We start from the raw sequence: 26,427 nt of genomic DNA, 5'->3' as shown, positions 1-26,427 counted from the left end.
GCGCCCATCAAGGCCTGAGGTACTGACGTCCTTGGTTGAAATGGCATGCTGGCCTGACACGGCCTGCCTCCCTGCAGGGGGTTGGGTCTGGTGTGGGCCCCGCCGCTCCTTGGTGGCCTGAGAATCCTGGGGAGCGGCGGGTGTCCTTGCGTAGTTCGGGCTGAGGCGATGAGGCGGTGTACCGGGCGGGAAGCGGCTCGGTCGGCGACGGCTTCCCATTACCGGTGACGGCCCGGGGCCCCATTCGACTCGAAGCGAACGGGACGCTTCCCGAGACGTGGGCTGCCACGTCGGCGGTTCGAATCACCGACATGGCGCAGGACCTTCACAGCGTTGGGCCTCTTCCCTAACCTGGAGAACAAGGTCTGATGACGGCGCATCGTAGGACCTGGGGAGCTACGCGTTCACCTCGCTTCGTGTCAACGACGATCTATCGGGGGTTCACGCCGACGCCCCAAAACTTGGCCCCATGCGGAGAATTGGCAGGCTCGGGGGACCACAGCCTGCTCGCTGACGCGCCGTTGCCCTCCTCGCGCTCCCAATGATGACTGTGGACGTACTCCTGCGCGATCTGTGTCTTGCCGACGCCACCGAAGCCGTCGACAGGTTCCGGCGAAACGGTGGTCGACAGCGGGACAAGACCCAGAACACGGCGCAGCAGACGGTGGGTTCGCGAAGCCGGTGCGGGGGTTGCCGAGGTGCAGTCCGTCGCGCTGAAAGCGTCCGACCGGGCGCGCAGGGGCAGTTGCGGGGCGACGGCGTCCAGCGGGTGGGCGGGGTCGGGTTCCCACATGACGGGGATGACCGCGTCGGCACTGCGGCCGGTCCTGGACCGCTGCATGCTGAGCCGGCGCTGGAAGTAGGACAGCTCGGCCCGGCAGTAGGACTGGCTGAAGTAGCGCGGTGAGTGGAGCACGACCAGGACGGTGGACCGGGCCAGCAGATCCGCCGACACGTCCGGCGAGTGAGGTTTCCCGTGGACGCCCACGACCTCCGGGGAGCGCCCGGTGCGCTCAGCGACGACCCGGCAGAGGTCGTGAAAGAACGACGCGACCCACTCCTCGTCGACGGTGCGAACGTGACTCAGATAGAAGTGGCTCACGGTGACTCCAATTGCCTGGCACGGCCCCATGGCGCGGGCAGCCTCGGGCTGCGCCGGACAGAGGCCGGGAGCGTGCCGCCTGCCGCCGCCTCCCGCGCGCCCGCGACCACCCGCCGCGCCGTCGCGTCTCCGTCGTGCCACCGCATCCTCATAGTGGATCCGCCCCCGGTGTCGTCTCGTCGGCCGTCTTCCCGCCACACCCGGCAGTTCCACGGCTCGTTGCAGGCGCACCGCCGCGCGACCTTTTCCGCCCACGCCCTCTCCTCCTCCTGATCGACCGCACCGCCCGCGCTCTGCACGACGGCGGAACCGCTGCTTACCGCACTGTTGGTCGACCCGAGAGGGGGTGCGTCCCATGACGCCCGATCTCACGGATGGGTGGATCACGCGAGGTCCGCGCACAGGGAAGCCGTGCAACTCCGCCTCGTCGGTCATGCATTCGAGGAAGTAGGTTCTCCGGGACGTCAGAGCGGCCTCGTTGCGCCACAGGCCCCGCAGAGCCGCGGCCACCTGCCGTCCGTACTGGTGCAGCCGTGCCTCGGCCGCGCGGGCCGGTGCGCCGTCGAGCGTGTGGTAGACGCGCGACCAGAACTCCAGCACGCCGATGTGGGCGTGTGTCCCGGTGAACACGGCGCCCAACGGCCGGGGATCGGGGCGCCAGCCCACCCGGTGCCGGGTCCGGTCCTGCGGGTCGGTCAGGTCGACCAGGTCGGTCAGCGCCGCCAGGGCTACGTGGTTCGTTTCGTGGAGCAGGGTCTCGGTCAGCAGCACCGGATCCCGCTCGGGAAGTCCTCGGCCGTCATGCGTAACGCCATGGGTTCGGTCACGAGGCCCTCCCGAACAGCTCCCTGACGTCGGCCACCACACGGTCCCGGATGTGCGTGGTGAGCCGGCCGAGATCGGCACAGAAGACGCTCGGATTGTCGAATCCGTTGCGCGGGCGGTAGCGGTGGGTCCGCAGTCCTCCGCCGCACAGCCGGACGACGGGACAGTCGAGGCAGTCGGCGGCGAGCGGGACCGGTTGCGCTCCTCGGGCCGTCACCACACCCGGATGACGCGCCACCGTGTCGAAGTCGTGGTCGAGCAGGTTCAGTTCGGTCGCCGCGGCGCCGTCGTAGGCGGCTTTGAGGTTGTCGGGGAGTTCCACCGACAGGTCGCTCTCCACCACGATGAAGTCGGAGACCACGGGCGCCGACGGGAGCCGGCCGCTGAGCGACAGTTCCATGATGTGCTCGAAGCGACGGATCCCCGTCTCCCTGACCGGCGCGGTGTACCAGCGCTCGAAGACGGCCAGGAGCCAGTCGGCGTAGGGCGTCGCCGCGGTGTCGTGGCCTGGCGGCGGGTGCTCCCATGTGCTGTGGGGGAGGAGGAAGTCGATCATCGGGGGCTCGTGCGAGAGCAGCTCCTCGTACACCGCCACCGGATCGTTGGCTATGTCCACCGTGCAGAGCAGACCGCTGTACAGCGCTCTGTTCTCCGGTCGCCTCAACAGTTCCAGCCCTTTCAGAACTGCGGTGTAGCTACTCCGGCCGTTCCTGGAACGCCGATGGCGGTCGTTCGCCGTGCGGTCGCCGTCGAGGCTGACCCCCACCGACACCCCGTACCGGCGGAACAGATCCAACCACTCAGGATCGAGGAGTGTCCCGTTGCGCTGTAGTGAGGTATCACAGCGCGACACTGCCTGCAGCGTGGCCCTCAGGGCTGAGACGATGTGTTCGATTCGCTGTCTCCCGGCGAGCAGCGGCTCCCCGCGGTGCAGCACGACGCGGACCTCGGGCAGAGCGTGGGCCCGGGCGTGCTCGGCAATCCGCTCGGCGAGCCGGACGGCCGACTCCTCCGTGATCACACCGGGTTTGTGCCGCCAGCTGGTGTCCTGCAGCTCGTAGACGTAGCAGTGGTCGCAGGCCAGGTTGCACTGCTGAGCGACCTTGACCACCCATTCACGAAAAGGCCGTACCGTTTGGGCGCGGACCGGCGTCTGCACACGGCAGAAGGATCGGGAACTGGTCGGGCTGCGGGGAGGATCTTGAGGGCCTTCCCGTGCGTTTCGCCGTCCAGGCTGGTCAGCAGCCGTAGGACGATGAGCCAACCTGTTCGGCCGGGGTGTTGCATCGCGCCGTCGTTACAGACGCTGCACGACCTCCTACCGCAGCGTGGCGCTCTTTCGTTGCTCCGAGTTGACCTTTGGCGGGCGGTGGCGGTGCCCCGGCAGATCCCGCTCTTTTACAGATGTCCGGGGTACGCGCCGCCAGGCACGGGTAGTGTCTGTGTCAGCCGAGTCAGGGTCATCGTTCGTAGCGAGGACACCAACTGGCATCCCAACTTGCCTCTTTCACCGTCCGGGGACGCGGCCGCACCGTGTTCACCAGCGGGTTCCTGTCTGTGCGCGTGCGCCGCCCGTCCGGTGCGCCCCGCGTTCTTCCCCTTTTGGAGTCCCGCGATGACGTCATCGCTGTCCGTGGCCCGGGCCATCGACTTCCTGTGCGAACACACCTCCAGCAAGAGTCGGGTGCTGGCCCTGCTGGTGCACGACTACGGGCCCAGTTCCCTGACCGCCGTTTTGACCTGCAAAAACCCCGAGCACGCCTTCGAGGCGACAGGCATTCTGCGCCGGGTCCTGGCGCTGCGTGACGCCGCAGCCGTCGACGACGAACTGACCGCTCTCACGGCTCAGATGCCGGATGCACCGGCCGGCTCCCTGCGCGAGGCCGTCACGCGAGCCGCGAGCGGGACCTGGCCCGCGGAACCCGGAACCCTGCTCACGGCGACGGACCCGGACCCGGAGCCGTTCGACGACGAACCGGATTCCTCGGCAGCGCCCGCAGCGGCGGGCCACTCCCGGCTTAAGGACCTGCCGGGGAAGGTCGTGCGGATCACCCACCTGCGCGAGTTCCACATCACCGACGAAGACGCGCTCCTTCACGCCGCTGCCCGCCGCGGCTGGGAGCCGCTGCCGGCGTCCGAACTCGGCGACGACGACCCACGCGACCTGGCCGGCGCCGTGATCACCCTCACCGAGGACAGCGACGTCACCGGCAGCCAGACGCTGGAAGACCAAAGCTCGGCAGAGGTGCTGAGCATCGAAGACGGCGACGAACTGGCCGACTGGAGCGCAGCGCCCGTCGTCACCCGGTTCGTCCACGGATGGCGCCTGCGCCAGCAGCGCAAAAGGCCCACAGCCGGTGAGCAGACGCCGAACTTCGCCGCCCTCTTCGCCGTCCGGGACTGCCCCTGCAAGGGCGAGGACCCCGACTGCGAGGAGTGCGGCTGGCAGCTCACCCCCCGCACCGCCGACCTGCTCCACACAGCCCTGGTTCTCCTCGCAGACCAGGCCTACGACGACGCACACCGCCTGGGGGACCAGTTCCTGCCGGACGCCAACGCCACCACCTGGGAAGTCTTCGACCGGCTGCCTACGCTCACCTGGACGGCCGACCACCGATGGCGGCGGCGCATGGCGCGCGCCTTCGACGACCTGGCCGCAGATCTCGCCCGGGGCAAGTGGCCCGAACCCACCTGCACCGCGGAGGAGATGGCCCTGCACCTGGCCATCGAGGACGCCCCCACCCACCTGGAAGACCGCCCTCCCACGGACCCCCACCACACGCTCCCCGAACACGGAGACGACTACAGCTGGGACGACTGTTCCGAACTGCTGTTCCAGGACCACGACGTCCTGATGCTCTTCGACCCGAAACTCGGCGGCATCGCAGACCCGGAGGACCCAGCGAACCAGTCCATGGGTGTGGGCGACCTCAGGACGGCCGCCTGGTTCGAGCCCTTCGGTAGCCACAGCGTCCGCGATCCCGGACGAGGCTTCCGCCGGTAGGACACAGCGCCTCCACGCCGGGCACCATGAGGCCCCGCCGAGCCCGGAGTTGCCCTCCGCCTTCCCGCGCCCGGTGCACGGACGCCCCGCGCCGAAGCCGGGTCAGGGTCCCGACCAGTGGACGGTCATGGTGAACGAGACCCGCGGCGACCGCTGAGAGCACTGCCCGATGACCTGCACCGCGCCAACGGCCTCGTAGCTTCCGAGCCGGAGAGGACGGCTGCAGCCTCAGCCGGTTGTCTGCGGGGCGCCGGCAGTGCTGTGCTGCTCGTCCCACTCCTGGATGGCCGTGCGCAACATTGCGGCGATCTCGGGGTCGGTGCTCTTGCGGGCGGCCACGCTGCGCAGGTACGCCTCAGCTCCCTGGAGCAGGCCGGAGCGGGGGTAGAGCGTCACCAGGGCGCGGTGGGTGCCGCGCTCCAGCTGGTGGCTGATGGAGTCGACGTCGTCTTCATCCTCGGGCGCGGCGATGTGTCCGTCGACGAAGGCGCCTCTGGTCGTCGTGCAGCAGTTCCAGCCGTAGTCGATGGCGCAGCGTTCGCAGGCGAGGGTGCCGTGCATGGCTGCGTATCGGCGCTGCCACTCGCCATCGAGGGCGATGACGTCCCCGGCGAGCGGGATGTTCTTGCGGCACAGGCAGCACCTGATGCGGAACGTGACGGACACGGCGGATCTCCCAATCACCTGCGGGCCGGACGCGCTCAGCCTGGCAGTCGGCCCCGGCGCTGCACCGTCGCCATGCCGCAGCGCGGTGCCCGACGCCGCTGTGCAACACCCCCTTGTTGCAGCCCTGATCTGGGAGGAAGCCGTTGCACGTCTTTCGCAACCCCGTGTTACATCTGACGAGATGTGCGATTGGATGAGCGATCCAATGCGCGAATAAGGGAGCGATTGAGGTATGATGTTCATTGGAGGTGACCTCTGTGTCCACTGAGAACGAGCTGTTCAGTGCTGTCGATGCGCTGCTGGAGCAAGTCGCGCAGGATGATCTACCGGTCCCCGCAGAGCGCAAGCGTCTGCGTGAGGCGGCGGGCCTGAGCCAGGCGCAGATCGCCACGGCGCTGGACGCGCGCCGGGAGGCGGTGGGGAACTGGGAGACCGGGCGGACCGAGCCGCGGCCGCCGAAGCGCGCCGCCTACGCCCGGCTGCTCGAAGGCCTCGCCGCGCGCTTCCCCGCTCCCGAGATCGAGGCGGCTGACGAGCCAGCCGTGCCGGAAGCGTTCACCGCCGCGCCCGCCCCGGAGGCGGCTCCTGCTCCGTCGGCGCCGGCCGCCGCGAAGGCACCCGCCCGACCGGCGGCGAGCACGACCAGGTCGTCGTCGACGTCACGGCGCCCGGGCGCGAAGAAGGCCGCGAAGGCCACCACTTCAACGGCGGCCGTGGCCGACGCGCGTTTCGAGAACGGGCCGCTGGCGGTCGTCGACTGCGAGGACGGGCAGGTGTCGGCGTACTGTGTCGGCGGCCTGGTCCTGGACGTGCCCGCCAAGTCGATCCCGGCGCTGGTCGACTGGACGCTGACCGAAGCCCGGCTCGGGCAGGCCCGGCTGCACCGCAACGGCCGTGACGCCGACCCGGTCCTGGTCCTCACCCCGGCCGCGCTGGAGCGCTACGGCCTGCCCGCCGCCCTGTCGGATGAGGAGCGGCGCGCGGGCCGGCTCCCGGACAGCCACAAGGTGGTCAAGCAGATCAAGAAGGCCGAACTCCAGCTCACCCAGCTTGGGTTCGGGCCGTGGGCGCGGATCTACCGGGACCCGGAGGGCTCCTGGCGCCGCTGCGTGCAGGTGTGCATCCCCTCGTGGAACGCGCTGGACGCCAGGGAGTGGGATAACAAGGACGACCCGCAGATCCCGTTCATGCACCCCGCCGACCTCGCCCGGTATCTCGGCACGTACGCGCAGCTGGTGATCACGCCGCGCGGCACCGCGTCGACGACCGGCCTGGAGCTGATGACCGCGCTGCGCCCGCCGACCCGCGCGGAGAAGGACGAGTCGACCGGGAACTTCGAGCGGGCGTTCAACGCGGACGCGCTCACGGCGGTGTACGACGTCGTGGAGTGCGAAGTCCCGGACGAGCACCCGGTCCTCAAGGGGAAGTTCGAGCGCCACCACCTGCGGACCCCGGCAGAGATGCTGATGGAGGAGCCGTACGACTGGTGCCGGCCGCTGACCGATGACGAGTGCCGGAATCCGTACCTGATCGCCATCGACATCAACATGTCGTTCGCCGCAGCCGCGAACGGCCTCACGGTCGGGCTGAACGGGCCGACCCACCTGAAGAACAACCCGACGTTCGACGCCTCGCTGCCCGGCTCCTGGCTGGTCGACCTGAGTCACGTCGACCTCGCCCGCGTGTTCGGTCGCGCTGTCGACCACGGCCGGCTCCCGAGCCCGTTCACTCCGAAGGGCGACCACCCGACCGGACCGGCCTGGTACGCCACACCCACCGTCGCGTACGCGGTGGAGCTCGGCTTCGACGTCGCACCGATCGAGGCACACGTGCGAACCCAGACCGGCCGCTACCTGGACCCCTGGTACAAGCGGCTGCGCGAGGCGTACGTGACGACAATGGCCGACCTCGGTGTCACCACCGCGATGAACGGCCAGGAGTTCCTGGACGCGATGGCCCGATCGAGGAACACCGACCCGACGATGGCGCTGCTCGCAAAGGCGATCAAGGCAACCGCGAAGGGCGGCATCGGCAAACTGCGCCAGCGCAACCGGGGCCAGGTCGCGTACTACGAGCCGTGGCCGGCACTCAAGCGGGAGACGTGGCGCCCGGACATCCGGGCCGCCGTGCTCGCGAGCCAGCGGGTCGGCATCCACCGCAAGCTGATGAAGACCGCCGCCGCGGCCGATCTGTACCCGGTCGCGATCGGCACCGACGCCATCGTCTACCCCTCCCCGGGCCCGTCCCCGCTGGACGTCCTGCCCTACACGGACGAGGGCAAGCTGGCGGCGGGCACGTTCCGGCTCGGGGTCTCGCCGGGCATGGTCAAGCACCAGGGCACCCAGACCGTGCTGTGGGCAGAGCAGCAGTTCGAGGAAGCCGGCGCGGTGTTCAACATCGCCAACCTCATCAAGAACGACCCGACCGCCGGAGAAGGGGAATAGCCGACCATGACCGACTCGCTCGGGGACAGCCTGGACCAGGCGCTGGAAGGGGCGTTCGCCTGCCGCATCCCGCAAAGCGCCCAGGCGCAGGTGAAGTACCTGGTCAAGCAGCTCAAGGGCACCAAGGCCGCCGCGCAGGCGCTCGGGATCTCCCAGCGCACCGTGGAGCGGTACGTCGCGGGCAAGTTCAAGCGGCCCCGCCGCGACCTGCGCGAGCGCATCGAGCGGGAGGTCAGGAAGCGGTGGCAGCCGCAGATCCGGGCGAAAGCCAAGAAGAAGGCCTCAAGCACGGGCGGTCTGGTCGTCTCCACCCGGGCGAGGTTCGGATTCACCGCCGCGCCGGGCACGACCGACGACGCCCGGATCCGCGACATCACCCAGGCCCTGCCGCCCCGCTGGGCGGACCGCCTCTTCGAGGCCCGCGACAGCGGCGCCAACGAGCAGCAGCTCCAGCGCATCGCAGCCAAAGGACTTGCGGAGATGTACTTCCGGAACAACAACACCCGGGCGGCCGGCCTGGGCGTGGAGTTCACCGACGTGGAGCACATCCAGATCGAGCTGTAGTGACCAAGCCCCGAGAGTCCCGCTAACTGTGACTGAGCGCTTCAGTTGGCGAGTGAGAGGTCGAGTCGGCGAGTTGAGCCCCAGATCGATAGGTCGGAAGTGGCGAACCGCGTCAGTCCAGGCGTCTGACCGGATCGGATCGCAACGGTCGGGTATTGCCGGGGTGCCTGCTGCCAGGGTGGGAGTCGAAAGGGAGGCTTCCTAATGATCTCGGCACTCAACCAACTTGTCGATCTTGTCGAGGAGCACCTCGTCGAGGAGCTCGACGTCGACAAGTTGGCCAGGGCGCTCGGCACTACCGAGTACCACCTGCGTCGGATGTTCTCGTCGTTGGCCGGTATGCCGCTGTTGGAGTACGTGCGGCGGCGCCGGATGACAGTTGCCGCCGCCGACGTCGTGCGGGGCAAGGAGGATCTGCTGGGTATCGCCGTCCGGCACGGATACGGCTCGAGCGAGGCGTTCGGACGCGCGTTCCGGGCGGTCCACGGTGTCGGCCCCGGTGACGTTCGCCGTAATGGAGGCCCCTTGCGCACACAACCGCAGCTCAGGTTCCGCCTGACTGTTGAAGGGAGTATCCCCATGGACACCCGCCTCGTCGACCGCCCTGCATTCCGGCTGGCTGGACACGCAACCCGGGTTCCGCTTATTCACCAGGGCGTCAACCCGCACATCCAGGAGCACATCGCCGCGCTGCCGCCGGAGGAGCATCTGCGGCTCAAGGCCCTCAGCGACACCGAACCGAAGGGCCTGCTGCAGGTCACCGACGACCTCGATCCCGACAGCCGTGAGGGCAGTGAACTGACCTACCTGCACGGAGTCGCCCTCAGCCGGGACACACCGGTCCCGGACGGGCTCGACACCATCGAGGTACCACCTGGCATGTGGGCAGTCTTCCGTACCAGCGGACCGCATCCACAGGCCCTTCAGACGACCTGGGCGGCAACCGCGACCGAGTGGTTCCCCTCCAACCCGTGGCGGCTGCGCCCGGGCCCCTCGGTCGTCTCCGTCCTCGAGCGCGCGGACGATTTCAGCACCGCGACGTGCGAGCTATGGCTCCCCGTCGAACCAGCGTGACCCACCATCGACCATCGAACGCGGTTGAGCGCTTCAGTTGGCCAGTGAGCGTGCGGGTTGGCCGGTTGAGTATTCCGTGTCGATGTTGTGGCAGAGCTGCTCGGCTTGGGCATCGAGGAGGAGCTTCATCTGCTGGAAGAGAGGCACTTTGTTCTGCCTGAGCCACTGACGGAAACCTCACAGGCCGGTACCCCTCTGAAAACCCAGGCCCCTACCGCCGTCCCGGCGGGGGACCACCCGGCCTGCGCGGGACCTTACTCCCCGCGCTCGCCGTCTAGATCTTCGTTCGTCGGACTGGTCGGCGCGCTCGTACGACCTGCGGTACAACGGTTGCTCACGCAACTGGTGCCTGCTGGGGGGAAGAGCATGGGACACACGACAGCCACCGTCGTCCGCTATCGAGCAGGCCGGGCCAACAGAGTTCTACGTATGGCCTTGTGGGAAGCGTGGGATTCGAAGTGCTACTGGTGTACCAAGCCCGTGGAGTTCAGCTTCTCCGAGATCGACCACATCATCCCCAAGGACGTCACCGAAGCGGACCTGGCAGAGCTCAAGACGGCCTACGGTCTACGGGCCGATTTCGACCTCCATGACCCGCAGAACCTCGCCCCGATCTGCCGCCCGTGCAACGGAGTGGAGGGCAAGAGCAACTCCATACGCCAAGCGGGCGTCACGATGAACTATCTGGCCAGCGCGGAGAAGCGCCGTCCTGCCGTGCTCAAACGAGTTCAGAACTTCGGCAGGTCGGGCAAGGTGGCCGCCCACGTGCTTGAGGCCGCCACCGCCGATCTCAGCCAACCCGACATCCGGCGTGAGTTCCTGGACACCGCCCCCGCGGTCGTCCGGGTCCTGGCGATGACAGACCAAGGCATCGGCGACTACCGGTCGTTCCGGGAGGCAGAGGTATGCATCGACGACGAGGATGGGCTGTGGCAGCGCATCGACGTGGCACTGGACGACCGAGGACGGCTCACGATCGCACTCCTGGAGAACCTGTGCGCCGCCGAACTGGAGGACGTCCTCCAAGATCCGGTAGTGCAGCTCATCCAGGAGATCCGCAGCCGCGTCACAGCCGGGTTCGAGTCCATGGATACGAGTGACCCGATCACCGCCGGGCCGCCCACCAGCGACTTCATCAACCTCAACATCGACTCTCTCGACTTCCTACGCTACGCCGGGCAAGTCGAGTTCACCTTCCAGGGCGCCTTCGAAGCAGGCTTCGCAGCGTCCGTGGTCCGCAGCAGCTCAGACGGGGGCGGGACGGACGACCTGCAAGGCGACGCTACGGTCAGCGGAACGTTCTCCTTTGTGGCCGACTGGGACCTCGCCGATGACCCAGCGCAGGTACACACAGGCGACTGCACCATCGAGGACTGGGATCAGGACCTCAACGTCGGGTAACGCGATGGCAGTCGGGTCGGCGGGCCGCGCACTGGACGGCACGCTCAACTGGCCAACTGAAGTACTCAGTCACACCGGCAACTCAGTTGCCGGGGACGAGGCGTTTACGCATTCCACGAGGGCAGATACACCGTCATGGCTGACAGGTTCGTTGTGCTTCCCGCTCCCTGCCGACCGGCACGGAGCGGGAAGCGTTCAGTCTCAGTTGCCACCACCACCGCGGCCGTTGAAGAAGGTGAAGATGATGGTGATCAGCTGTCCGGTGGTGCAGTACACCTCGACGAACTCGCTGAGAGACATGGAACCTCGCAAGGTCCGAACCCGGCCACGGCCAGGCGACAGGCAGACGCGGATCGGCCCACAACCAGCATCCCGCTGCCTCTGTATGCATTGTCGCAGCCGCCGACCGAATTTCCGGGCAGGACACACCCGTAGCCCGTGCCGTACACAGGTAGGCCCCGAACCGCGCTCCGGTTCGGGGCCCTTGTCACCGCCGCAAGGTCAGCCGGCGGCCTGCCGGTCTGCCAGCGTCTTCGTGGCCTGTTGCCAGTCCTCGTACGTCGCGGCCTGCAGCGTCTCCATCCGGGTCAGCGCCTTCGTGGTGTCGTCCTTCTTCATCGCACTGCCGGTGAGCTCCAGCAGTAGCTCCACCATCGCGTGGCTCTTCCAGTGGCGAAGTTCCGCCTCGTTCAGCAGCTCCGGGCCGCCGGTCATCATCAGGTCCACCAGGCGTTCCCGGGCCCGCCACTCCCGGCGTCGGCGCCACCAGCCCGCGTCCGGCCGGTTCAGGTCCCGCACCTTGCGGATCTGCTCCACCATGGCCCAGATCTGCGTCTCCTGCTCGGGCGTCCACTTCTGCCCGGCGCCCTCATGGGGCGCCTGTACGACCTCCTGGACGGCCTCGCCGCCCTTGCGCGTCCCATCGCCGCTCAGCTGCTCCACGGCCTTCCTGAGCGACGCTTCCGTCGCATGTGCGTCGTCGTGTTCGGACACGTTCACCCCTTCATCTCCAGAACGCGCAGCATGCCCGCCGCCCGGCGCGGCGGGCAATCGGACCGACCGGGCCTACTGCGGGTCCGCTTCACCCGGAGGGGATGCCGTACGCCGGGAGCGCCGGGGGATGACGTCGGGCAGCTGGCGGGAGGCGGCGGCCGGGATGAAGAACAGCCCGGTCATGCCGAGCCCGGTCACGGCGGCGCTCAGCAGGCTCACCGAAACCGACGGGTCGTCGACCGAGGCCACCCCGCAGAACACCGAGAAGCCAGCGACGAACACCAGCGAGGCGACGATCCACCGCTCCCGCAGCGGGGAACGGGTGCCGGCCATCACGCTCATCCACCAGGTCCATCCCGCCATCACGCAGAACAGCACGGCAGCCGGAGGCAGCAGCACGGGCGGCGCCCACCGCGCGACGTCGCCGCGGGGCAGCTGCTGCCCGGCCAGGTAGCCGACCTGGGCCAGCCACACCAGGTACACCGGCACCTCGATGGCGATCACCACCTACATCAAGGCCCGCAGTCCCAGTAACGCGCCGCGCTCGCTCATCCCTTGGCCCTCCCCCTCGGTCGTCTGGCCACCGGGAACGTACTGGCCACGGCCCCGCACCCGCCAGAGCGCGTTCACCGCCACGGGTGGCCAGTTCCCCCTCCGGCGGCCGGCCGCTGTCGGGGCTCCCGGTCAGGACTCTGCTGAAGCCCCGCTGCCTGGGGGCGTGGCGGGTTCCGCGCCCCAGGGGTAGAGCGCCCACGCCTCGTCCAGGATCGGATTGATGACGGGCCGTCCGTCGGCGAGGGCCCGCAGGGACCATCCGGCGGGAGGTGGCTGCTCGATCCGGGCCAGGACTGCCTCCTCCAGCGTGGGGTCCGTCGCGACGACCGCGTCCTCCAGTTCGCTTGCCGAGGCCACCACCGTCGGCACGTCCGAGGTCGGCAGGACGTGCCGGAACTCGGGGGTGTTGACCAGGTGGTACGGCTCCATCGTCATCACGATGCCGAACATCGGCCGGTCGTGGGGGATGTGGGCGAACTTCGGGTGCCGCTCCCGGATGAGCTTCGCGGTGTTCGGGATCTGCTTCCCGATGGCCTTGCCCAGCTTCTGATTCAGCTCTTCGCCGAACGTCTCCTGCGGCCCGAGCCGCAGGCCTGCGGTGGGCCGGGCCGCCTTGGCGTCCAGCAGCAGCACGAGGCCGGGCAGGACCACGATCCAGTCGACGCTGTTCTGGCCGCCGCCCTTGCCGTAGGCGATCTCGTGATGGACCTCGGCATCCGGGAGCAGCCGCAGATGCCGGCCCACGTACTGTTCGAACAGCTCGCCCAGGTCTCCCGCGAACAGCTCGAAGGCCTTGCTGCCGGGGCCGAAGTGCTCCATCCCTGTGTAGTAGAGGCCCATCGGGCTGACCTTGCCCAGCGCCGCGGGCGTCACCGGGATCAGGTAGTCGCACCCGAAACCCCTCACCAGGGGCCTGGAGCGCAGCGGGTTGGGCGTGTACCTCCGCATCAGCGGGTCGGACGAGATCAGTCCTGCGGCAGCACGGGCGCGTTCCTCCTCTGCCCCCGTGGCGAAGTGCCGTTCGAGGACGGCCTCCACGGCGGCGCGGCTCGTAAGCTCCGTGAACACGGCGAGCTCGTTCTCGGGCACCCAGTCCAGGTCGACCCGGCCCTGCCGGTAGGTCGCCGCGGTGAACAGCAGCTGCCCCAGCCACACGTAGTCCGAGACGGGGCAGCCCAGCACCTCCTGCTCCCAGCCGTCGACGAGGGCCTTCAGCGGTTTCGTCGGCTCCGTCTGGACCAACATGGCCACACTGCGGGCAAGCTCGGAGAAGTCGTCCTCCTGCCAGGTGAACTGCTGCCCGGCCACCCGCAACAGAAGTCCCGACATCCGATCACCGACCGGCAAGTGCCGGTAGAGGTCGTCCAGCGCCACGTACTGGGCATGGATCTCCTCTAGGTCGTCCATGGCCGCAAGCCGCTGCCGATGCTCGTTCCCACGGGTCAGTGACACCCATGCGGCGTCGGCGAACGCCCACGGCCGGTACAGCCCCTTGATGCTCCGGTGCCGGTTCAGCCTCACCCAGTCCTGCTGCCAGTCGACCTTCGTCGGCAGCAGCGAGCTCACCTGTGCGATCAGGGGCAGCAGGGAGCTGGGCGGGTGACGGCGGACCCGCTGGACGTACTCGTGGTCGGAGATGGGGAATCTGGACGAACGGACCATACACACGATTCTCCTCGCGTCGGCCCGCCGAACCGGACGCATTTTCCTGAGGAGGGCCGGGTCAGCGGGCGAGGGTGACCTCGATCGGGCTGTTCGGACAGCTGGAGAGGATGTCGGTGAGCGTCTTCTGTTCGGCGGGGTCGATCGTCAAGCTCCAGCGGGTTTTGACGGTGATCCAGTCGGCGGCGTAGGTGCAGCGGTAGCCGACCGCTGGGGGCTGCCAGGTGGCGGGGTCCTGGTCGGACTTGGACCGGTTGCTGGTGGCGGAGACCGCGATCAGGGCGCGCTCGTCCCCGAGGTCGTTTGCGTAGGCCTGGCGTTCGGCCGCTGTCCACGTGGAGGCGCCGGAGTCCCAGGATTCGGCGAGGGGAACCAGGTGGTCGATGTCGAGGGCGCGGGCCTGCGTGAAGTAGGTGTCGTCGTAGGGGGAATTACCAGGACCCGCCGCTCAGCACGCAGTTGGCGTCCTGGGCGGGGGCGGTGACGGCCTCCTCCAGAAGGACCTCCTGCCTCGTGTTGCAGGTGTCGCGGTCGGCGTCGACCGTGCGGGATGGCGGGGCAGCGGACGGGAGCGGGGAGGGTGGGGTCGGTGATGCATGTGCGGTGTCCGGTGGGGCTGCCGGAGGAGGGGTATCACCGGGTGCTGGAGGTGCTGGACGGGTTCTCGCCGGTGGTGCAGGTGATCCCGCCGGGCGCGGCACTGGTCGAACTCCGTGGCGCCGTCGGGTACCTCGGTATGGACGAGTGCGGGATCGCCGGTGTCGTACGGCTGAGGTCGGTCGCCCTTCTCGGGGTGGATCTCCGGATCGGGATCGGGACTTCCTGGACGGTCGCGGCGACTGCCTCCGGTCGGGTGACCGGGCCCGGCGGTGTCCTGGCGGTCAGCCCGGAGAGCACCGAGGAGTGGCTCGCCACGCTGCCGGTGGAGGCTTTGCACGGTATCGGCCCTCAGCACGCGGCGACGCTGCGCCGCTACGGCATCGACACCGTGGCCCTGCTCGCCGCGCTACCGGCGGGGACCGTGCAGCGGGTGCCCGGGCCGGGCGGACCGCCTCCGAGCGGGCGCGCGGCCGGGACCTCCGACCCGTCACCCCCAGAGCCCTCCCAATATCCGTGAGTGTCGGGCATCGCTTCGGGCGGGACCGCCTCGATGGGGCAGAGGTACGGGCCCGGCTGCTGGAACTGGTCGTACGGCTCGGCATCACGCTGCGCCGCCGCGGCCAGGCGGCGCGCGGGGTGACGCTCCGGCTGGTCTTCGCCGGTGACGCGCGGTGGGAGAAGAGCCGGCGGCTCCGGGAGCCGTCGGCGCACGAGGACGACCTGCGTACGGCCGCCTACCAGCTGATGGACGCCGCCGGTCTCCAGCGCGGGCGACTGAGGGGGATCACGCTGAAGGGCGAGGACGCGGTCGGTGCCGATGCTGTTGTCGAGCAGCTCAGCCTCGATCCCGGCCGGGACGCCCGCCTGATCACGGAAGAAGCCGCCGACCGGGTCCGCGACAAGTTCGGGCCCGGCGTGATCGGACCGGCTGGCGCCTTTCTGCGTGTCTCCTGACCGAGCTGCCCGCATACGTCGGCGGGCGACACGGTCAGGCCGGGTCCGGGCGACGAGGCACCCGCCGACGGTGGCTGTCGTGCCCGAGACGACCTCCATGTTCTGCAGGGGGCGCAGCGCTGATCAAGTGCGCCTTACGAGCCCCGTGCGCCCCCTGGCGAACCTGTGGCGGATGGTGCGTATGCGAGCACTTTGTGTAACGGCTGGACGAACCTGACGGTAACTGCACGCCTATAGAAAGAATTTGACGGCGTGAAAGTTTGTGCGCCGCGCGAGAGTCCTCCCGAGGGGCGTGAATGGGGCGCAAGTGGTCAAGGGCATCTATCGACAATCTGTCGTGTGCTCGGCTGGCGTATTAACCGAAGCGATAACGGCGGGAATCCTGCTTAAAATGGGTACGGGAATCCCCTCCGTTTGATGTTCCGTTAATTGGCGCTGATCCCCTATGCGTGGGGGGGGGGGGGTAGATAATCGGCGCGGCGCTATTGATTTATTCTTAAGATTTCAAGGACCGAGGGCTGTCGAGGAAGTGAGGGGACCCTTGCCTTGTTTTGCCAGGTGGGCCGGATGTTTTGTGATCACAGTTGTCGCATGTGGTCCGAGCGGTGCCTGGGGGCCCTCTGGCACGAGAAGCGTAAATCGCCCTTACGGAGCAAAACGCCCACGCCTTGTGATGATGTGATCCCGCTCTCTGTGCTTGTTTGATCCCCCAGCTGACGCACGGGCAAGCCCTACGAGTGGGGCGGATGGCGTGGAAAAGAAGGGCGTCACCGTGTCTTCGGCAGGGTCATGGTGTTAACTGAGCATTGGTCTGACCTTGGTGGGTCCGGGCCATTCCCGGGAGGTCTCGTGAGTGTGGTGCTCCGAGACCTCCCCTTTTTGCGCCTTGTTTACATGTGCGCCACGTGCTGCTCATCTGATAGATGGCGGAATCTGTACATCCGGGAATTCTGCATTTGACAGTCCGGCAATTAAATTACTTTCTTTTGGTGGCGACGTTATGGAATCGGTGTGACGGAAGTCACCGTGAAACCGATTGGCCGTTAGCGGGAACCAAAGTGAAAAGCCCTCGGTGAGCGGGATCTTCGCCGACCGCGACCGGGTGGGTGGATATTGTCTTGCCGCTCAAGGTAGCGTTATCAACTGACGTTCTCGCCGTGCGCGGCCCGGTCCCACCACACCGGGCTGCCCAGCGCAGGGGGAGTGGCGCCGGACCCACCACCCGGGTACGCCCGCAACAAAGCGGGCGTACCCACCACATGAACGACCAAAGGACATCAGACCCGTGCACACCGCCATCGTCGGCGGCGTCGTCCCGCTGGACCGGCTGTTGGAAAACTATCCGGGAAGCGACGCACCGTCACGAAACCTGCTCTTCCGCGCCCGGCAGGACGCGGGAGCCTCGCGGACTGGGGAGTGACGGATGACCTTCACTGCCCGCGCACCGCGCCTGACCGACCTTCTCCTCGGTCGGCACAAGATGCCAGAAGGAAGCTTTCTGGACCATCTCCCCCAGAAGACCTGGCAGATGATGACCAACGAGTGGGACCAGCGTGTCCGCGTCTTCGAACGCAATGAACCCCTCCCGCTCGGGCCAGACGACCGCAGTGTCTTCATCGTCGTACAAGGGTGCCTCCGACAGGAACGGTTCCCCATGGGACCCGGAAAGGACCCCACGATCACCCGGTTCAGGGGAACCGGCCAACTCGTGGGCGAGGCCAAGCTCATCAACCCCGACTCCTCAGTGCTCACCACATGCCTGTCCGAGACATGCGTGATCCCCTGGCGCACCCGCTACATGATCGCTCTGCAGCGGCAGCACCCTGAAGTCCAACTTGCGCTGCTGCGCGGCATTGAGGACCGCAACCGCGAGGACGAGCGGATCTATGCGACCTTCGCACTTCCCCCGTCCCAGCGCGTCGCCATGCTTCTCGCTCATCTCGCCGAGACCGTCGGCGTACCCGACCCCACCGTCACACGCAGCACCATCATCGTCGGCCCGTCCCAGAAGGATCTGGCCGCCGCACTGCAACTCGGTATCTCCTCAGTGGAGAACGCGATCCGTTCTCTCCGCACCGACGAAACGATCGACGTGGGGTACCGCAAGTTCATCGTCCACGATCTCGACGCCCTACACCACAGCGCCGCTGGCGCATAGGGCATCACCGGACCCGCCATCCGCACCGCTCACATGCCTGGCCACTAACCAGGCAAGCGGTAGCAATCTTTTGAACGGACCACCAAATGATCACGAACCCCACCATCCTGGCGATTGGTACCAGCGCAGGCTCTCTCCTGGTGACCGTCGTGGTGGGCGCCGCCACGGGCATCCTCACCTACCTCGCCCTGCGCCACCACCAGCAGGTCTTCGCCCTGATGAAGCGGATCAACAAGAACCAGGAGGACTCGAAGGACTTCGAGAACGCCACTACATACCTGAAGGAGCTCCTGGAGAAGCTCTGCGAGTACGCACAGAAGCCCTGCCAGGCCGCTGACTTCACCCCGCTGACCCGGCTGCACAACCTCGTCAAGGACATCGCCGACGAGGACCAGATGAAGCCGATCCGCACCGAGCTGGTAGCCGTCGCCACGAGCTTCGACCACTACCTCACGAAGGTCCTTCCCCCCATCGGAGCGCAGAGGCTCACGGTCGAGAAGTACATCGAGCGGCTCGAACTCGCCATGAAGCAGGAGCGCGCCCGCATCGACCTGGTGCAGGCCATCAAGGGCGCGCAGCAGAAGATCCGGACCCTGTGTAAGGGCAACTGAGGCAACACCCTCCTGTGAGGACCGCCGGTGATCCGGCGGTCCTCACCTTGTTTGCCGGGTGTCCACGAACCGACTGTCCGGCGTACCGCCCGTGGTGGGAGGGACACCATCCGGTACGAGGATCTGGAGAATTGTGCGACTCGCAGATACTCAGGCCCGGGCTGCGTTCTTCGACAGAGCGGCGCCCGCCGGGCCACCGAGCCGGACCGCGTTCCTCACGTACAGGTCCGGGGAAAACCGCTGCCGCCGGGGCCGGTTGACCTGCGACCATCAGGCAAAGGTTCAACCAGGCGAGGAACGATGACCGACTTCTCATTCGGCATGAACGACTACAGCGTCGACGTCCAGGCGCAGCACGATGTGACCTTCAGTCAGGGCTGGGACGTGCACCGTCTCGCCCTAGCCTTCGAGGTGACCGCCCGCGGTAACTACACCGTGGACGCGCCCTTCCTCGTCTCTGGCAGCCTTTCGACACACGAGATGCCCAACCCCGCCAGCTACATCGGCGTCCTCCACGCCCCCAAGGGACCCGTCGGGCTGAGGCCGTTCAAGAAGCACCTCACGCTGGAGACGACCGTGACGGACCAGCAGCTGCGCGGCCTGGAAAAAATGCGCGCGGGCGCGGACCTGGTCCTGCTCGCCGACCTCACCCTGACCGCCCTGGCAGACCCGAAGAACTGGCCCGTTGCTCAGGGCCAGGAGATCATCCGCATCCCGCACGCGAAGTGGAGCAACACCCTCACCCAGCTCGATGCCGGCGCCTTCGTCGACGTTCTCATCTCGGTCACCACCGTGGAGGCCCGAGCCACCGGCGCACGACGCATCCGCGAGGCGAAGACTGCGATCCGCGACGGACGGTACGAGCACGCCGTATCCCTGGCCCGAGCGGCCCTCGATCCCGTACGCGAGGCCTGCGACACCAAGAAGCTCCACGACCAGGCACTGCTGAAGAAGGCCGGGGAACGGAACCAGGAGGAGCGCTGGGCGGTGTTCACCCAGAGCGCCTACAACCTTTTCAGCGGCGCACCGCACGACGACTCGGGTACCACGGAGAACTTCACCTGGACCCGCGCCGACGCCCTCTCGGCCGTCGCCACCGCCGCAGGCCTGCTCGCCCGACTGGAAGACCTGCCGTAGCGCCGTCGACTGCATGGAGCGGGCTCGGTGTTCGGCCCAGCGGCGGTGGGCGCCTTCGAGCCCACCGCCGTCATCCTGCTCCTCGCCAGCAGGAGGGGAGTATCAGCGGGTCTGGATCCAGAGGCCTCCGTACGCGACGACGGCGCCGCCGGCCGCGGTTGCGGCACCTCGGAGCAGATGCAGCCCCGCCTCGTTGCGCAGCCGCCGGGCACGCCGGATCCACCGGGCGGGGAGGGGTTCCGGGTCCGGGCTGTTGCCCTTACTCTCGGGCTTGGACATGGGCTTCTCCTTCGTCGGGGATGTTCGGTCTTCTGCAGACGGCTCCCTGTGCCCCAGGGGGCCGTCGCCGTTTCCGGTGACGGCTGCGCCGCTGTCCATTCCTTGGGACGAATGGCAAGTCCCAGGGTGAACGGCACCAACAAAAGCACCTCGGATAGGCCTCTGACCAGCGGAAACAGCATTTTCCCAAAGCATGTTTTCCCAAGTCGTCAGTGGTCTAAGAGCAGCTGACACAGGCTCATACGAGGCAAAGTCTGGTTGAGATGAGGCGATATAGGGTTTCCTGAGGTGTGCTAACAGGCGTAAATAGGTCTTCCTGTGTCTAACTGGGCCTGCCCGTGACAGAGTTGCCGGATGCCACGAATGCTGCGGATGCCCGGTAAGGATGTTCTGCCGCCCGGCCCCAAGCGGGACTTCGTTGCCGAGCTCTACCTCCATTACCGGGAAGCCGGACGGCCCCCGCTCCCGAAGATCGAGGCGCTCACCGGCACCATGCCCGACGCCTACAAGGTGAGCCGAGAAACCATCCGGCGTCTCCTGCAGGGACAGACCACCAGCCAATGGCCAGTAGTCGACGCTCTCCTGCGAGCCCTGTGCCAGATGCAACATCGGGATCCCGACGGCCGTCGCTGGCCGGAGCCGGACGACAACCGCTGGGACGAGAACGATCCGACGACTTGCCGCGAACATCTACGCCGACTGTGGAACGACGACATTGACGGCCTCGAGCCGGACGAAGCACCGGCACCTCCACCCGCCGCGCCGGTGCCGCCGGCCCGGCAGACTTCCGGCGGGTGGGGTGGTTCTGCATCGCACCCGGCAGACGACCCATGGGCTACCGGATCCCCTGCCAAGACCCCCGCCCAACCAGGTGGATACAGCGACGAACCTCCCTTCTGAGGGACTCTCCCATTACCAAGGGCACGCCCTTCCAGGTGGAGATGTCCTTGGCCTGGCGTCCCGAGGGCCGCTCGGACAACCGCAGCGGAGTGGCATATCGCCGTCGTGCCCGGAACCGCGGGCGGCCGGGTTCCGGGCACGACGGCAGCTACATGCCGAGCATGCGGCGTACTGCATCGTCTGGGTCCACGCCCAGCACGTAGGCGACGACGGCCACACCCAGGACGAGTGCGGCGATCCCGCCGGCCTTGTTGGCGAAGCCCTTGACGAATTCCTCGCCGGACAGTGTCACCAGCTTCCAGGTGATGGCCCGCATGCGGGCGGTCATGATGCGCAGACGCCGGGTGAGGCGGTGAGCTCGGTTCGGGTTGGCGAGTACGGCGGCCCGGCGGTCGGGACAGGGCTGCGCGGGCAGCGCGGGATCGATGTCCCGGGACATGGTGGGACTCCTCTGAGAGGGGAGAACGGGGATCGCTGACACCTGCGGTGGTGTCGTCCGCGGGGTGTGCGCCGCGCGGTCGGCGGTCCTGCGGCTCTCTGCCTGAGAGCGTCCCTGTGAAGCCTCGGCTCTGGCCCAGGGTGGCTCGTCCAGAGTATCCGCGGCGTGGGGATTCGTTCCCCTGGGCGGCTGGTGAGTGCTCATCAGCAGCACCTTTCTGTAGTGGTGTTGTCGGGTGGGCGGCACCATGACCGATGACTGGTACTTAGGTCGCGGGCTCGTGGATGCCGGTGTCCCATCACCCCTTGAAGCACCGGGCGGGGCCACGGGCAGGACCGGGGGAGAAGGGGAAGTTCGAAAGACACCGCTGGGGCCCCGACATGTCGGGGCCCCAGCGGTGTCTTTCACATACGTCATGGGGGAATGGCGCCCGTTTGTGACGCGCGGCCAGGACTACTGGATGGCCGTGACGAGCACTCCGAGCACCGCGAGACCGATCGTCAAGGCGCCGGCACAGGCCATCACCCCACTGACCACCGCCTCAGGGACGGGCGAGCCGGCCCACCGCGCGATACCGAAGCCGATCACGCCCACCAGGACGGCCGCTATGACGAGTACGGCCAACCCGAGGATCAGCAGCACCAGGTCAGGCACGCTCACGTCGTGCTCCCCTGCTGCTCGCGGGCACCGTTGACGTGCAACTGCGCGGGGATCCAGATCTTCCCCTCGCTGGCGGCCTGGTAGAGAACCCGCCTGAAGCGGTACAGGCGGTTGCGGACAGCACCGGGCGTCGACTTGAGCCGGTCGGCGATCTCCCCGGCCGCGTATCCCTCGCACGTCAGACGGACTACGGCCCGGCTCTCGGCCGGCTGGGCGTCCAGCAGCTCCGTGAAGTCCCCCGAGAAGAGGATCGCCTCCGGCTCCCCGTGGTGGGGCAGAGCGCACAGCAGGCGGAAGAACGCCTCCGGGTCGAACAGAGCGGCCTCCACCCGCGCGATGCGCTCCCGCCGCCGGACCCAACGCAGGTAGACCCGGCGAAACTCCCACATGCAGCGGCCGATGAAGTACGTCATCAGGCAGCAGGGCCCCTTGGGGCCCCTGAAGTCAGGGTTCCAGCCGCCGTTGACGAGGGCCTTCTTCCGGAAGGTCTTCCGCGCGCCCATGAGGACATCGACGATGATCTCGTCCCGGTCGGCGTCGCTGTCGTGCAGGAGCCGCTTGTTCTCACCGCTCACGAAGAAGGTGATGTCCCGCTTCGCGAACTTCTTGACGGAGAGCGTGATGAACGTGCCGGAGCGGAGCATGCCGCGCAAGATCGGCATGCTGTCCCCGAGAAGACGCTCCTCGAACAGGTCGTACTCCAGGCCCTGGAAGCCGCCCAGGGCGAGGTCCGCGACGACGGCGGCATCGTGCTGGACCCGCAGCGCGCTCGGATCGGCGAGGAAGCCGCCCACCGCCTCCGCGATCACATCTATGTCAGACATACATCTCACTCCGGTGTGTGACGCCACCTCAACTGACCCCATTTACTGAGCCGCGCGCGGGAGGTGAGCATCTTGCATGTTGTACGCGCTCACTCGCTCCTATGCAGGGCCAAAGCGAGAACGTCACGACTGCCCGAAGATTTTTTCTTGTTGTGGTTTTCCTCGACGGGGCGAGACGAGGCTTTTGAAGTGCTCTTGGGAAACGACAGCGATCGTTTACCGCCCCTACTACGCCTACGAGGCGACGAAGTCGCCGTTGCGTGATGACGTTCTATTCCTACAAGGGCGGACAGGGCCGTAGCTCAACGCAGAGGCCCGAACCGAATGGTCCGGGCCTCGGAGAAGCTCGAAGGAGCCGATCGACTAGCAGGCAGTCAGCGACCTCTTGTTACGTTGTGTGACACGCACCTTCTACCCCCAGCGCATGCCGATCGCGGACAGCTGCTCCACACGTTCCGGGGAGAGCGTCGCGGCCCTGCTGCGCTGGTTGCCGATCCAGGCCCCCAGTTTGAACTCCCGCTCCTCCTGGTCCCCGTCGCCGTCCCCGCCGACCATCAGCGTCTCCATGTGCTTTCGGGGTACCCGCAGGTGTCCCTCGCGCTGGTAGAACTGCTGTGCGGCGGCGAAGTTGAGCGCCCACTTGTCGGCCTGCGTGCGGCGCGGAGGCGGCTTCTCGTCCTCGGTTGCGGGCTCGATCCCGAGGACCTGCTCACACATCCACTGCTGCACGGTGGTGAGCTTGTCCCAGCCGAAGCGAACCGCTTTGACCCACCGTCCGAGATCCTCGCCCTGGCGCAGGAGATAACCCGGCTCGGTCGGCAGCTCGCCGGCCTCGTCCAGGTGCAGCCGGGTGAGGTGGAACGCCCTCTGCCACTCCACGGGCCAGGCCGGGCACCACGAGGCGTCGATCTCCTCCAGCTGTTCCCGCCGGTCCTCCGACAGCGCGCCGGCCACCGAACCGACCGGCAGACCCTCGGCACGCCGCTGTTCGATGTCCACCGCCTTCCGCGCGGCGGCCCGGGCGTTCTTGAGCCAGATGCCCACCTTCGCACCCTGGTAGGTGGCGTCCAGCGGTGCCAGGAGGTGCCCGCTCTCGGCAGCCCACCCACGGGCGGCGGCCAGACCCTCCTCCCACGCGACGTCGAAGTGCGACCACACCATGCCCAGCTTCTCCAGCTGCTCGACACGATCCTCGTCCATGTCCCCGCGAGCGTAGAACCGCCTGTTGTCGGCGATCCACTGCCCCAGCGGGAAGTTGGCGAGCGTGGCCGGCCACCCCGCCTCCACCGCCTCGGGCCCCTTCGGCACGCGGTACGTGAACGGCACCTTCAGGTCGCCGGCCTCACGCGCATACAGCACGGCGGCCTCGATACCGCGCCGCCAGTGTTCGTGCTCGGGGTTGAGGACCCGCAGGTTGATGAACGCGGCCAGCGCGGCCGGGTCACGCGGCGTGGAGAACTTCAACAACGCCTTCGCCGAAGCCGACGGACCCCCAGCCCCGTCCCCACCGCCCTGCTTGGCCTTGGACTCCTTCTGAACGGGCTTGTAGCGGCTCGGGGCCTGCTGCTCAGCGAGCTGCTCCACGATGCGGGCGTCGTGCGCCCTGAGCGCCTCCAGCAGCTTCGCCAGCCCGCCGAACGCCCGACTCGTGAGCATGTTGTCCGCCGTCTCCCCAGGACCCAGGAGCACCGGCACGACCAGCGACGCCATCTTGCCCTCGCCCGGCTGCATCCGCAGCGCACGGCCCACCGCCTGGACCAGGTCCGGCATCGAGCCGCGCACGTCGGCGAAGTACACGGAGTCGCAGTTGCGGGTGTCGACGCCCTCACCCAGCACCTTCACGGAGCTGAGGAACGCCTTCTCCACCACCGTGCCGTCGGTGGCGATCAGGGAGGAGAACTCCCCGAGCACCCGCCGGCGGTGGAGCGGCTTGTGATCGCCGCACAGCCAGTCCGCCCACACCGTGGCCGGGTACAGCTCCGGATCATCGACGTGCAGCTGCGCCGCGACATCCGGGATCCCTACCGAGAAGGCTTCGGCCTCCTTCACGACGTGATGGAACGTGAGCGTGCGCTTGAAGCCCTCCTCGGACGACGCCTTCACCAGCGCCGTCTGCAGGGCAGCGAGACGCGCCCCACGCATCTCATCAGAACGACCCTCCGCACCCAGCAGCATGGCCGCCTGGAACTGCGTGTCAGTGATGTCCACACACACCACCTGGTACGGCGCACAGATCCCCCGGTCGATCGCCTCCGACAACGTCAGGGTGAAACACCGGCTACCGAAGGGCGAGTTGGGATCATCCTCCATGCTCGCCACCAGCTCGCCGGGCGCGCCGTCCTGGTCCTCGTCCCCGAGCTGCCACACCCGGGGCGTGGCCGTCATGTACAACCGGCGCAGAGACGGGATCTTCTGGTTGTCATGCACGACCGCCCACGGCTTACCGATCCGGCCCGAACACCGGTGCGCCTCGTCCACGACGATCAGGTCCCAGCCCGAAAGGCCGGCGGCGTGCGCCCGCTCCAGCGTGCCCAGACCAAGCGAGGCGTACGTGGCGTACACGGTGACCTTGTCCAGGCCCCGCGTCCACTCCACCAGCTCGTCCACGTCCGTGGTGTTGGGGAAGGACGCCTCCTCACCCCGCAGGGAGGAGACCCCGATCATCGCGCCCCGGCGGCCACCCTCGCGCCACGCGGCCTCGGTCTGGGCGAGCAGGTCCAGCGAGGGCACGAGCACCAGCACGCGGCCCGCGTGGAGCTCTTCCGCACTGCGGACCGCCACCCGGGTCTTCCCGGACCCGGTCGCCATGATCACCTGAGTCCGGAGGCCACCCTCCGGCACCAGCGATCTTGCAGGCAGTTCGAGGGCACGGAGGACCGCGTCAATTGCTTCTCGCTGGGCTGCCTCGCGCTGATCTGCGCGGTTCGTGGTCGACATTTCTGTCTGCCTTCTGCTGGGTGTCGTCCGGTCGATTCGAGCGGCGGTGAGCAGGAAACCTGCACGTAGATGAGCTGTGAGGGCTGGGGTTGGACTGGCTCGGTTGACTGACTGCTCTGCCTCACCGGATCACCGAAAAGGGTCTGCGGTGGATCTCCATAAGCCTCTGAGCGTTCTGGGGTGGCGTGCTCTGAGTCCAGAGTCTATCTCGTGCTTCAAAATGAAGCAGCAACAAGCGAGAAAATCCCTCGAACGTGGCGCGATCCTGTTAGCCTGTCCCTATCAGGCCGGAAAGCAGCTTGACGGGAGGTCACGCGATCGTGGTTTCAACTCCACCCCCGACCCAGTGTTTCCATGCCGTCCTGACTCCCTGTCACCTTGCTTTCCGCCCCCCACCCCCTCCCCTTACTGCTGCTGCTTTTCCCCACCGTTCCCCGTGGGGCGTGGACTGTTGGGGCTGGAGCGCAGCGGAGGCCCCGGATCGGACGGGAGCCGGGCCGGCCGCATCGCGGCCGTGGCTCGTGGAGCGCAGCGGAACGAGTCCAACTCGCCTGCTTCGCAGGCGAGTTGATGGACCCTCACGCAGTGAGGGTCTTGGCGCTCCCGCGGAGCGGAGCGCAACAATCGTGCGCAGCACG

At 67.7% G+C, this 26,427-nt stretch carries 22 protein-coding genes and 1 pseudogene; 11 read left to right on the top strand and 12 right to left on the bottom strand.

Annotated features, from left to right (window positions below; translation table 11 throughout):
* Positions 1–430: 430 nt before the first annotated feature.
* Positions 431–1,873, bottom strand: coding sequence for an aKG-HExxH-type peptide beta-hydroxylase (locus OHN74_RS00115; protein ID WP_327692417.1), 1,443 nt, complete (start codon positions 1,871–1,873; stop codon positions 431–433).
* Between the two features lie 52 nt (positions 1,874–1,925).
* Complete coding sequence (locus tag OHN74_RS00110) at positions 1,926–3,038, bottom strand: FxsB family cyclophane-forming radical SAM/SPASM peptide maturase (RefSeq protein WP_327692416.1); 1,113 nt, start codon at positions 3,036–3,038, stop codon at positions 1,926–1,928.
* Positions 3,039–3,542: 504 nt separating this feature from the next.
* Here OHN74_RS00110 and OHN74_RS00105 point away from each other — a divergent pair.
* Positions 3,543–4,931 carry a hypothetical protein gene (locus OHN74_RS00105; protein WP_327692415.1) on the top strand — a complete coding sequence of 463 codons (1,389 nt, stop codon included), beginning with the start codon at positions 3,543–3,545 and terminating at the stop codon, positions 4,929–4,931.
* 228 nt (positions 4,932–5,159) lie between these two features.
* Here OHN74_RS00105 and OHN74_RS00100 read toward each other — a convergent pair whose 3' ends face one another.
* Entirely contained in the window at positions 5,160–5,597 is a 438-nt protein-coding gene (locus OHN74_RS00100; protein ID WP_327692414.1) for a hypothetical protein, read from the bottom strand.
* Positions 5,598–5,854: 257 nt separating this feature from the next.
* On the opposite strand from OHN74_RS00100, the gene tap reads away from it, so the two are divergent.
* From tap to OHN74_RS00080, 4 genes are all read left to right on the top strand, one after another.
* A complete protein-coding gene (tap, locus tag OHN74_RS00095; RefSeq protein WP_327692413.1) occupies positions 5,855–8,041 on the top strand; it encodes a telomere-associated protein Tap in 2,187 nt (728 codons plus the stop codon).
* A 6-nt stretch (positions 8,042–8,047) separates the two neighbouring features.
* Positions 8,048–8,605, top strand: a complete 558-nt coding sequence (tpg, locus tag OHN74_RS00090; RefSeq protein WP_327692412.1) for a telomere-protecting terminal protein Tpg — start codon at positions 8,048–8,050, stop codon at positions 8,603–8,605.
* 204 nt (positions 8,606–8,809) lie between these two features.
* Positions 8,810–9,679 (top strand): AraC family transcriptional regulator, encoded by an 870-nt coding sequence (locus tag OHN74_RS00085; protein WP_327692411.1) that lies wholly within the window; start codon positions 8,810–8,812, stop codon positions 9,677–9,679.
* A 429-nt stretch (positions 9,680–10,108) separates the two neighbouring features.
* Positions 10,109–11,080, top strand: coding sequence for an HNH endonuclease (locus OHN74_RS00080; RefSeq protein WP_327692410.1), 972 nt, complete (start codon positions 10,109–10,111; stop codon positions 11,078–11,080).
* 501 nt (positions 11,081–11,581) lie between these two features.
* Here OHN74_RS00080 and OHN74_RS00075 read toward each other — a convergent pair.
* The 4 genes and pseudogenes from OHN74_RS00075 to OHN74_RS00060 all read right to left on the bottom strand — a co-directional run.
* A complete protein-coding gene (locus OHN74_RS00075) occupies positions 11,582–12,073 on the bottom strand; it encodes a hypothetical protein (protein ID WP_327692409.1) in 492 nt (163 codons plus the stop codon).
* Between the two features lie 72 nt (positions 12,074–12,145).
* The gene (locus OHN74_RS00070) at positions 12,146–12,577 is read right to left on the bottom strand and encodes a hypothetical protein (protein ID WP_327692408.1); all 432 of its coding nucleotides are present in this window, start codon (positions 12,575–12,577) and stop codon (positions 12,146–12,148) included.
* 180 nt (positions 12,578–12,757) lie between these two features.
* The gene (locus OHN74_RS00065; protein ID WP_327692407.1) at positions 12,758–14,290 is read right to left on the bottom strand and encodes a hypothetical protein; all 1,533 of its coding nucleotides are present in this window, start codon (positions 14,288–14,290) and stop codon (positions 12,758–12,760) included.
* A 61-nt stretch (positions 14,291–14,351) separates the two neighbouring features.
* Positions 14,352–14,832, bottom strand: a pseudogene (locus OHN74_RS00060) (HNH endonuclease family protein); the annotation flags it as partial.
* A 47-nt stretch (positions 14,833–14,879) separates the two neighbouring features.
* Here OHN74_RS00060 and OHN74_RS00055 point away from each other — a divergent pair.
* From OHN74_RS00055 to OHN74_RS00035, 5 genes are all read left to right on the top strand, one after another.
* Positions 14,880–15,407, top strand: coding sequence for a hypothetical protein (locus tag OHN74_RS00055; protein WP_327700463.1), 528 nt, complete (start codon positions 14,880–14,882; stop codon positions 15,405–15,407).
* Complete coding sequence (locus tag OHN74_RS00050) at positions 15,404–15,844, top strand: DinB/UmuC family translesion DNA polymerase (protein ID WP_327692406.1); 441 nt, start codon at positions 15,404–15,406, stop codon at positions 15,842–15,844. The genes OHN74_RS00055 and OHN74_RS00050 overlap by 4 nt, the downstream gene beginning before the upstream one ends.
* Before the next feature lie 1,423 nt (positions 15,845–17,267).
* Positions 17,268–18,002: a Crp/Fnr family transcriptional regulator gene (locus OHN74_RS00045; RefSeq protein WP_327692405.1), complete on the top strand. Its 735-nt coding sequence runs from the start codon at positions 17,268–17,270 to the stop codon at positions 18,000–18,002.
* Positions 18,003–18,088: 86 nt separating this feature from the next.
* Positions 18,089–18,613 (top strand): hypothetical protein, encoded by a 525-nt coding sequence (locus OHN74_RS00040; protein ID WP_327692404.1) that lies wholly within the window; start codon positions 18,089–18,091, stop codon positions 18,611–18,613.
* A 300-nt stretch (positions 18,614–18,913) separates the two neighbouring features.
* Entirely contained in the window at positions 18,914–19,750 is an 837-nt protein-coding gene (locus OHN74_RS00035; RefSeq protein ID WP_327692403.1) for a hypothetical protein, read from the top strand.
* Positions 19,751–19,852: 102 nt separating this feature from the next.
* On the opposite strand, the gene OHN74_RS00030 is transcribed toward OHN74_RS00035, so the two are convergent.
* On the bottom strand, positions 19,853–20,029 hold the full coding sequence (locus OHN74_RS00030) for a hypothetical protein (protein WP_327692402.1): 177 nt from the start codon (positions 20,027–20,029) through the stop codon (positions 19,853–19,855).
* A gap of 354 nt (positions 20,030–20,383) precedes the next feature.
* Here OHN74_RS00030 and OHN74_RS00025 point away from each other — a divergent pair, with 354 nt between their 5' ends.
* Complete coding sequence (locus tag OHN74_RS00025) at positions 20,384–20,929, top strand: hypothetical protein (RefSeq protein WP_327692401.1); 546 nt, start codon at positions 20,384–20,386, stop codon at positions 20,927–20,929.
* A gap of 148 nt (positions 20,930–21,077) precedes the next feature.
* Here OHN74_RS00025 and OHN74_RS00020 read toward each other — a convergent pair whose 3' ends face one another.
* The 4 genes from OHN74_RS00020 to OHN74_RS00005 all read right to left on the bottom strand — a co-directional run bounded on the left by OHN74_RS00020 (position 21,078) and on the right by OHN74_RS00005 (position 25,789).
* Positions 21,078–21,368 carry a hypothetical protein gene (locus OHN74_RS00020; RefSeq protein ID WP_327692400.1) on the bottom strand — a complete coding sequence of 97 codons (291 nt, stop codon included), beginning with the start codon at positions 21,366–21,368 and terminating at the stop codon, positions 21,078–21,080.
* 453 nt (positions 21,369–21,821) lie between these two features.
* A complete protein-coding gene (locus tag OHN74_RS00015; protein ID WP_327692399.1) occupies positions 21,822–22,028 on the bottom strand; it encodes a hypothetical protein in 207 nt (68 codons plus the stop codon).
* The gene (locus OHN74_RS00010; protein WP_327692398.1) at positions 22,025–22,852 is read right to left on the bottom strand and encodes an RNA polymerase sigma factor; all 828 of its coding nucleotides are present in this window, start codon (positions 22,850–22,852) and stop codon (positions 22,025–22,027) included. Before OHN74_RS00010 ends, OHN74_RS00015 begins: the two co-directional genes overlap by 4 nt.
* Before the next feature lie 411 nt (positions 22,853–23,263).
* Complete coding sequence (locus tag OHN74_RS00005) at positions 23,264–25,789, bottom strand: DEAD/DEAH box helicase (protein ID WP_327692397.1); 2,526 nt, start codon at positions 25,787–25,789, stop codon at positions 23,264–23,266.
* Positions 25,790–26,427: the final 638 nt, after the last annotated feature.

The sequence above is a fragment of the Streptomyces sp. NBC_00459 genome (assembly GCF_036013955.1).
GTDB lineage: Bacteria > Actinomycetota > Actinomycetes > Streptomycetales > Streptomycetaceae > Streptomyces.
This window is presented reverse-complemented; position numbering and strand designations above follow the sequence as displayed.

What these genes read in the sequence shown, in the direction of transcription:
- OHN74_RS00065 (WP_327692407.1), bottom strand. Translation starts at nt 14,290, where the DNA reads ATGGTCCGTTCGTCCAGATTCCCCATCTCCGACCACGAGTACGTCCAG.
- OHN74_RS00085 (WP_327692411.1), top strand. Translation starts at nt 8,810, where the DNA reads ATGATCTCGGCACTCAACCAACTTGTCGATCTTGTCGAGGAGCACCTC.
- OHN74_RS00040 (WP_327692404.1), top strand. Translation starts at nt 18,089, where the DNA reads ATGATCACGAACCCCACCATCCTGGCGATTGGTACCAGCGCAGGCTCT.
- OHN74_RS00045 (WP_327692405.1), top strand. Translation starts at nt 17,268, where the DNA reads ATGACCTTCACTGCCCGCGCACCGCGCCTGACCGACCTTCTCCTCGGT.
- OHN74_RS00005 (WP_327692397.1), bottom strand. Translation starts at nt 25,789, where the DNA reads ATGTCGACCACGAACCGCGCAGATCAGCGCGAGGCAGCCCAGCGAGAA.
- OHN74_RS00035 (WP_327692403.1), top strand. Translation starts at nt 18,914, where the DNA reads ATGACCGACTTCTCATTCGGCATGAACGACTACAGCGTCGACGTCCAG.
- OHN74_RS00030 (WP_327692402.1), bottom strand. Translation starts at nt 20,029, where the DNA reads ATGTCCAAGCCCGAGAGTAAGGGCAACAGCCCGGACCCGGAACCCCTC.
- OHN74_RS00025 (WP_327692401.1), top strand. Translation starts at nt 20,384, where the DNA reads ATGCCACGAATGCTGCGGATGCCCGGTAAGGATGTTCTGCCGCCCGGC.
- OHN74_RS00105 (WP_327692415.1), top strand. Translation starts at nt 3,543, where the DNA reads ATGACGTCATCGCTGTCCGTGGCCCGGGCCATCGACTTCCTGTGCGAA.
- OHN74_RS00080 (WP_327692410.1), top strand. Translation starts at nt 10,109, where the DNA reads ATGGCCTTGTGGGAAGCGTGGGATTCGAAGTGCTACTGGTGTACCAAG.
- tpg (WP_327692412.1), top strand. Translation starts at nt 8,048, where the DNA reads ATGACCGACTCGCTCGGGGACAGCCTGGACCAGGCGCTGGAAGGGGCG.
- OHN74_RS00020 (WP_327692400.1), bottom strand. Translation starts at nt 21,368, where the DNA reads ATGTCCCGGGACATCGATCCCGCGCTGCCCGCGCAGCCCTGTCCCGAC.
- OHN74_RS00010 (WP_327692398.1), bottom strand. Translation starts at nt 22,852, where the DNA reads ATGTCTGACATAGATGTGATCGCGGAGGCGGTGGGCGGCTTCCTCGCC.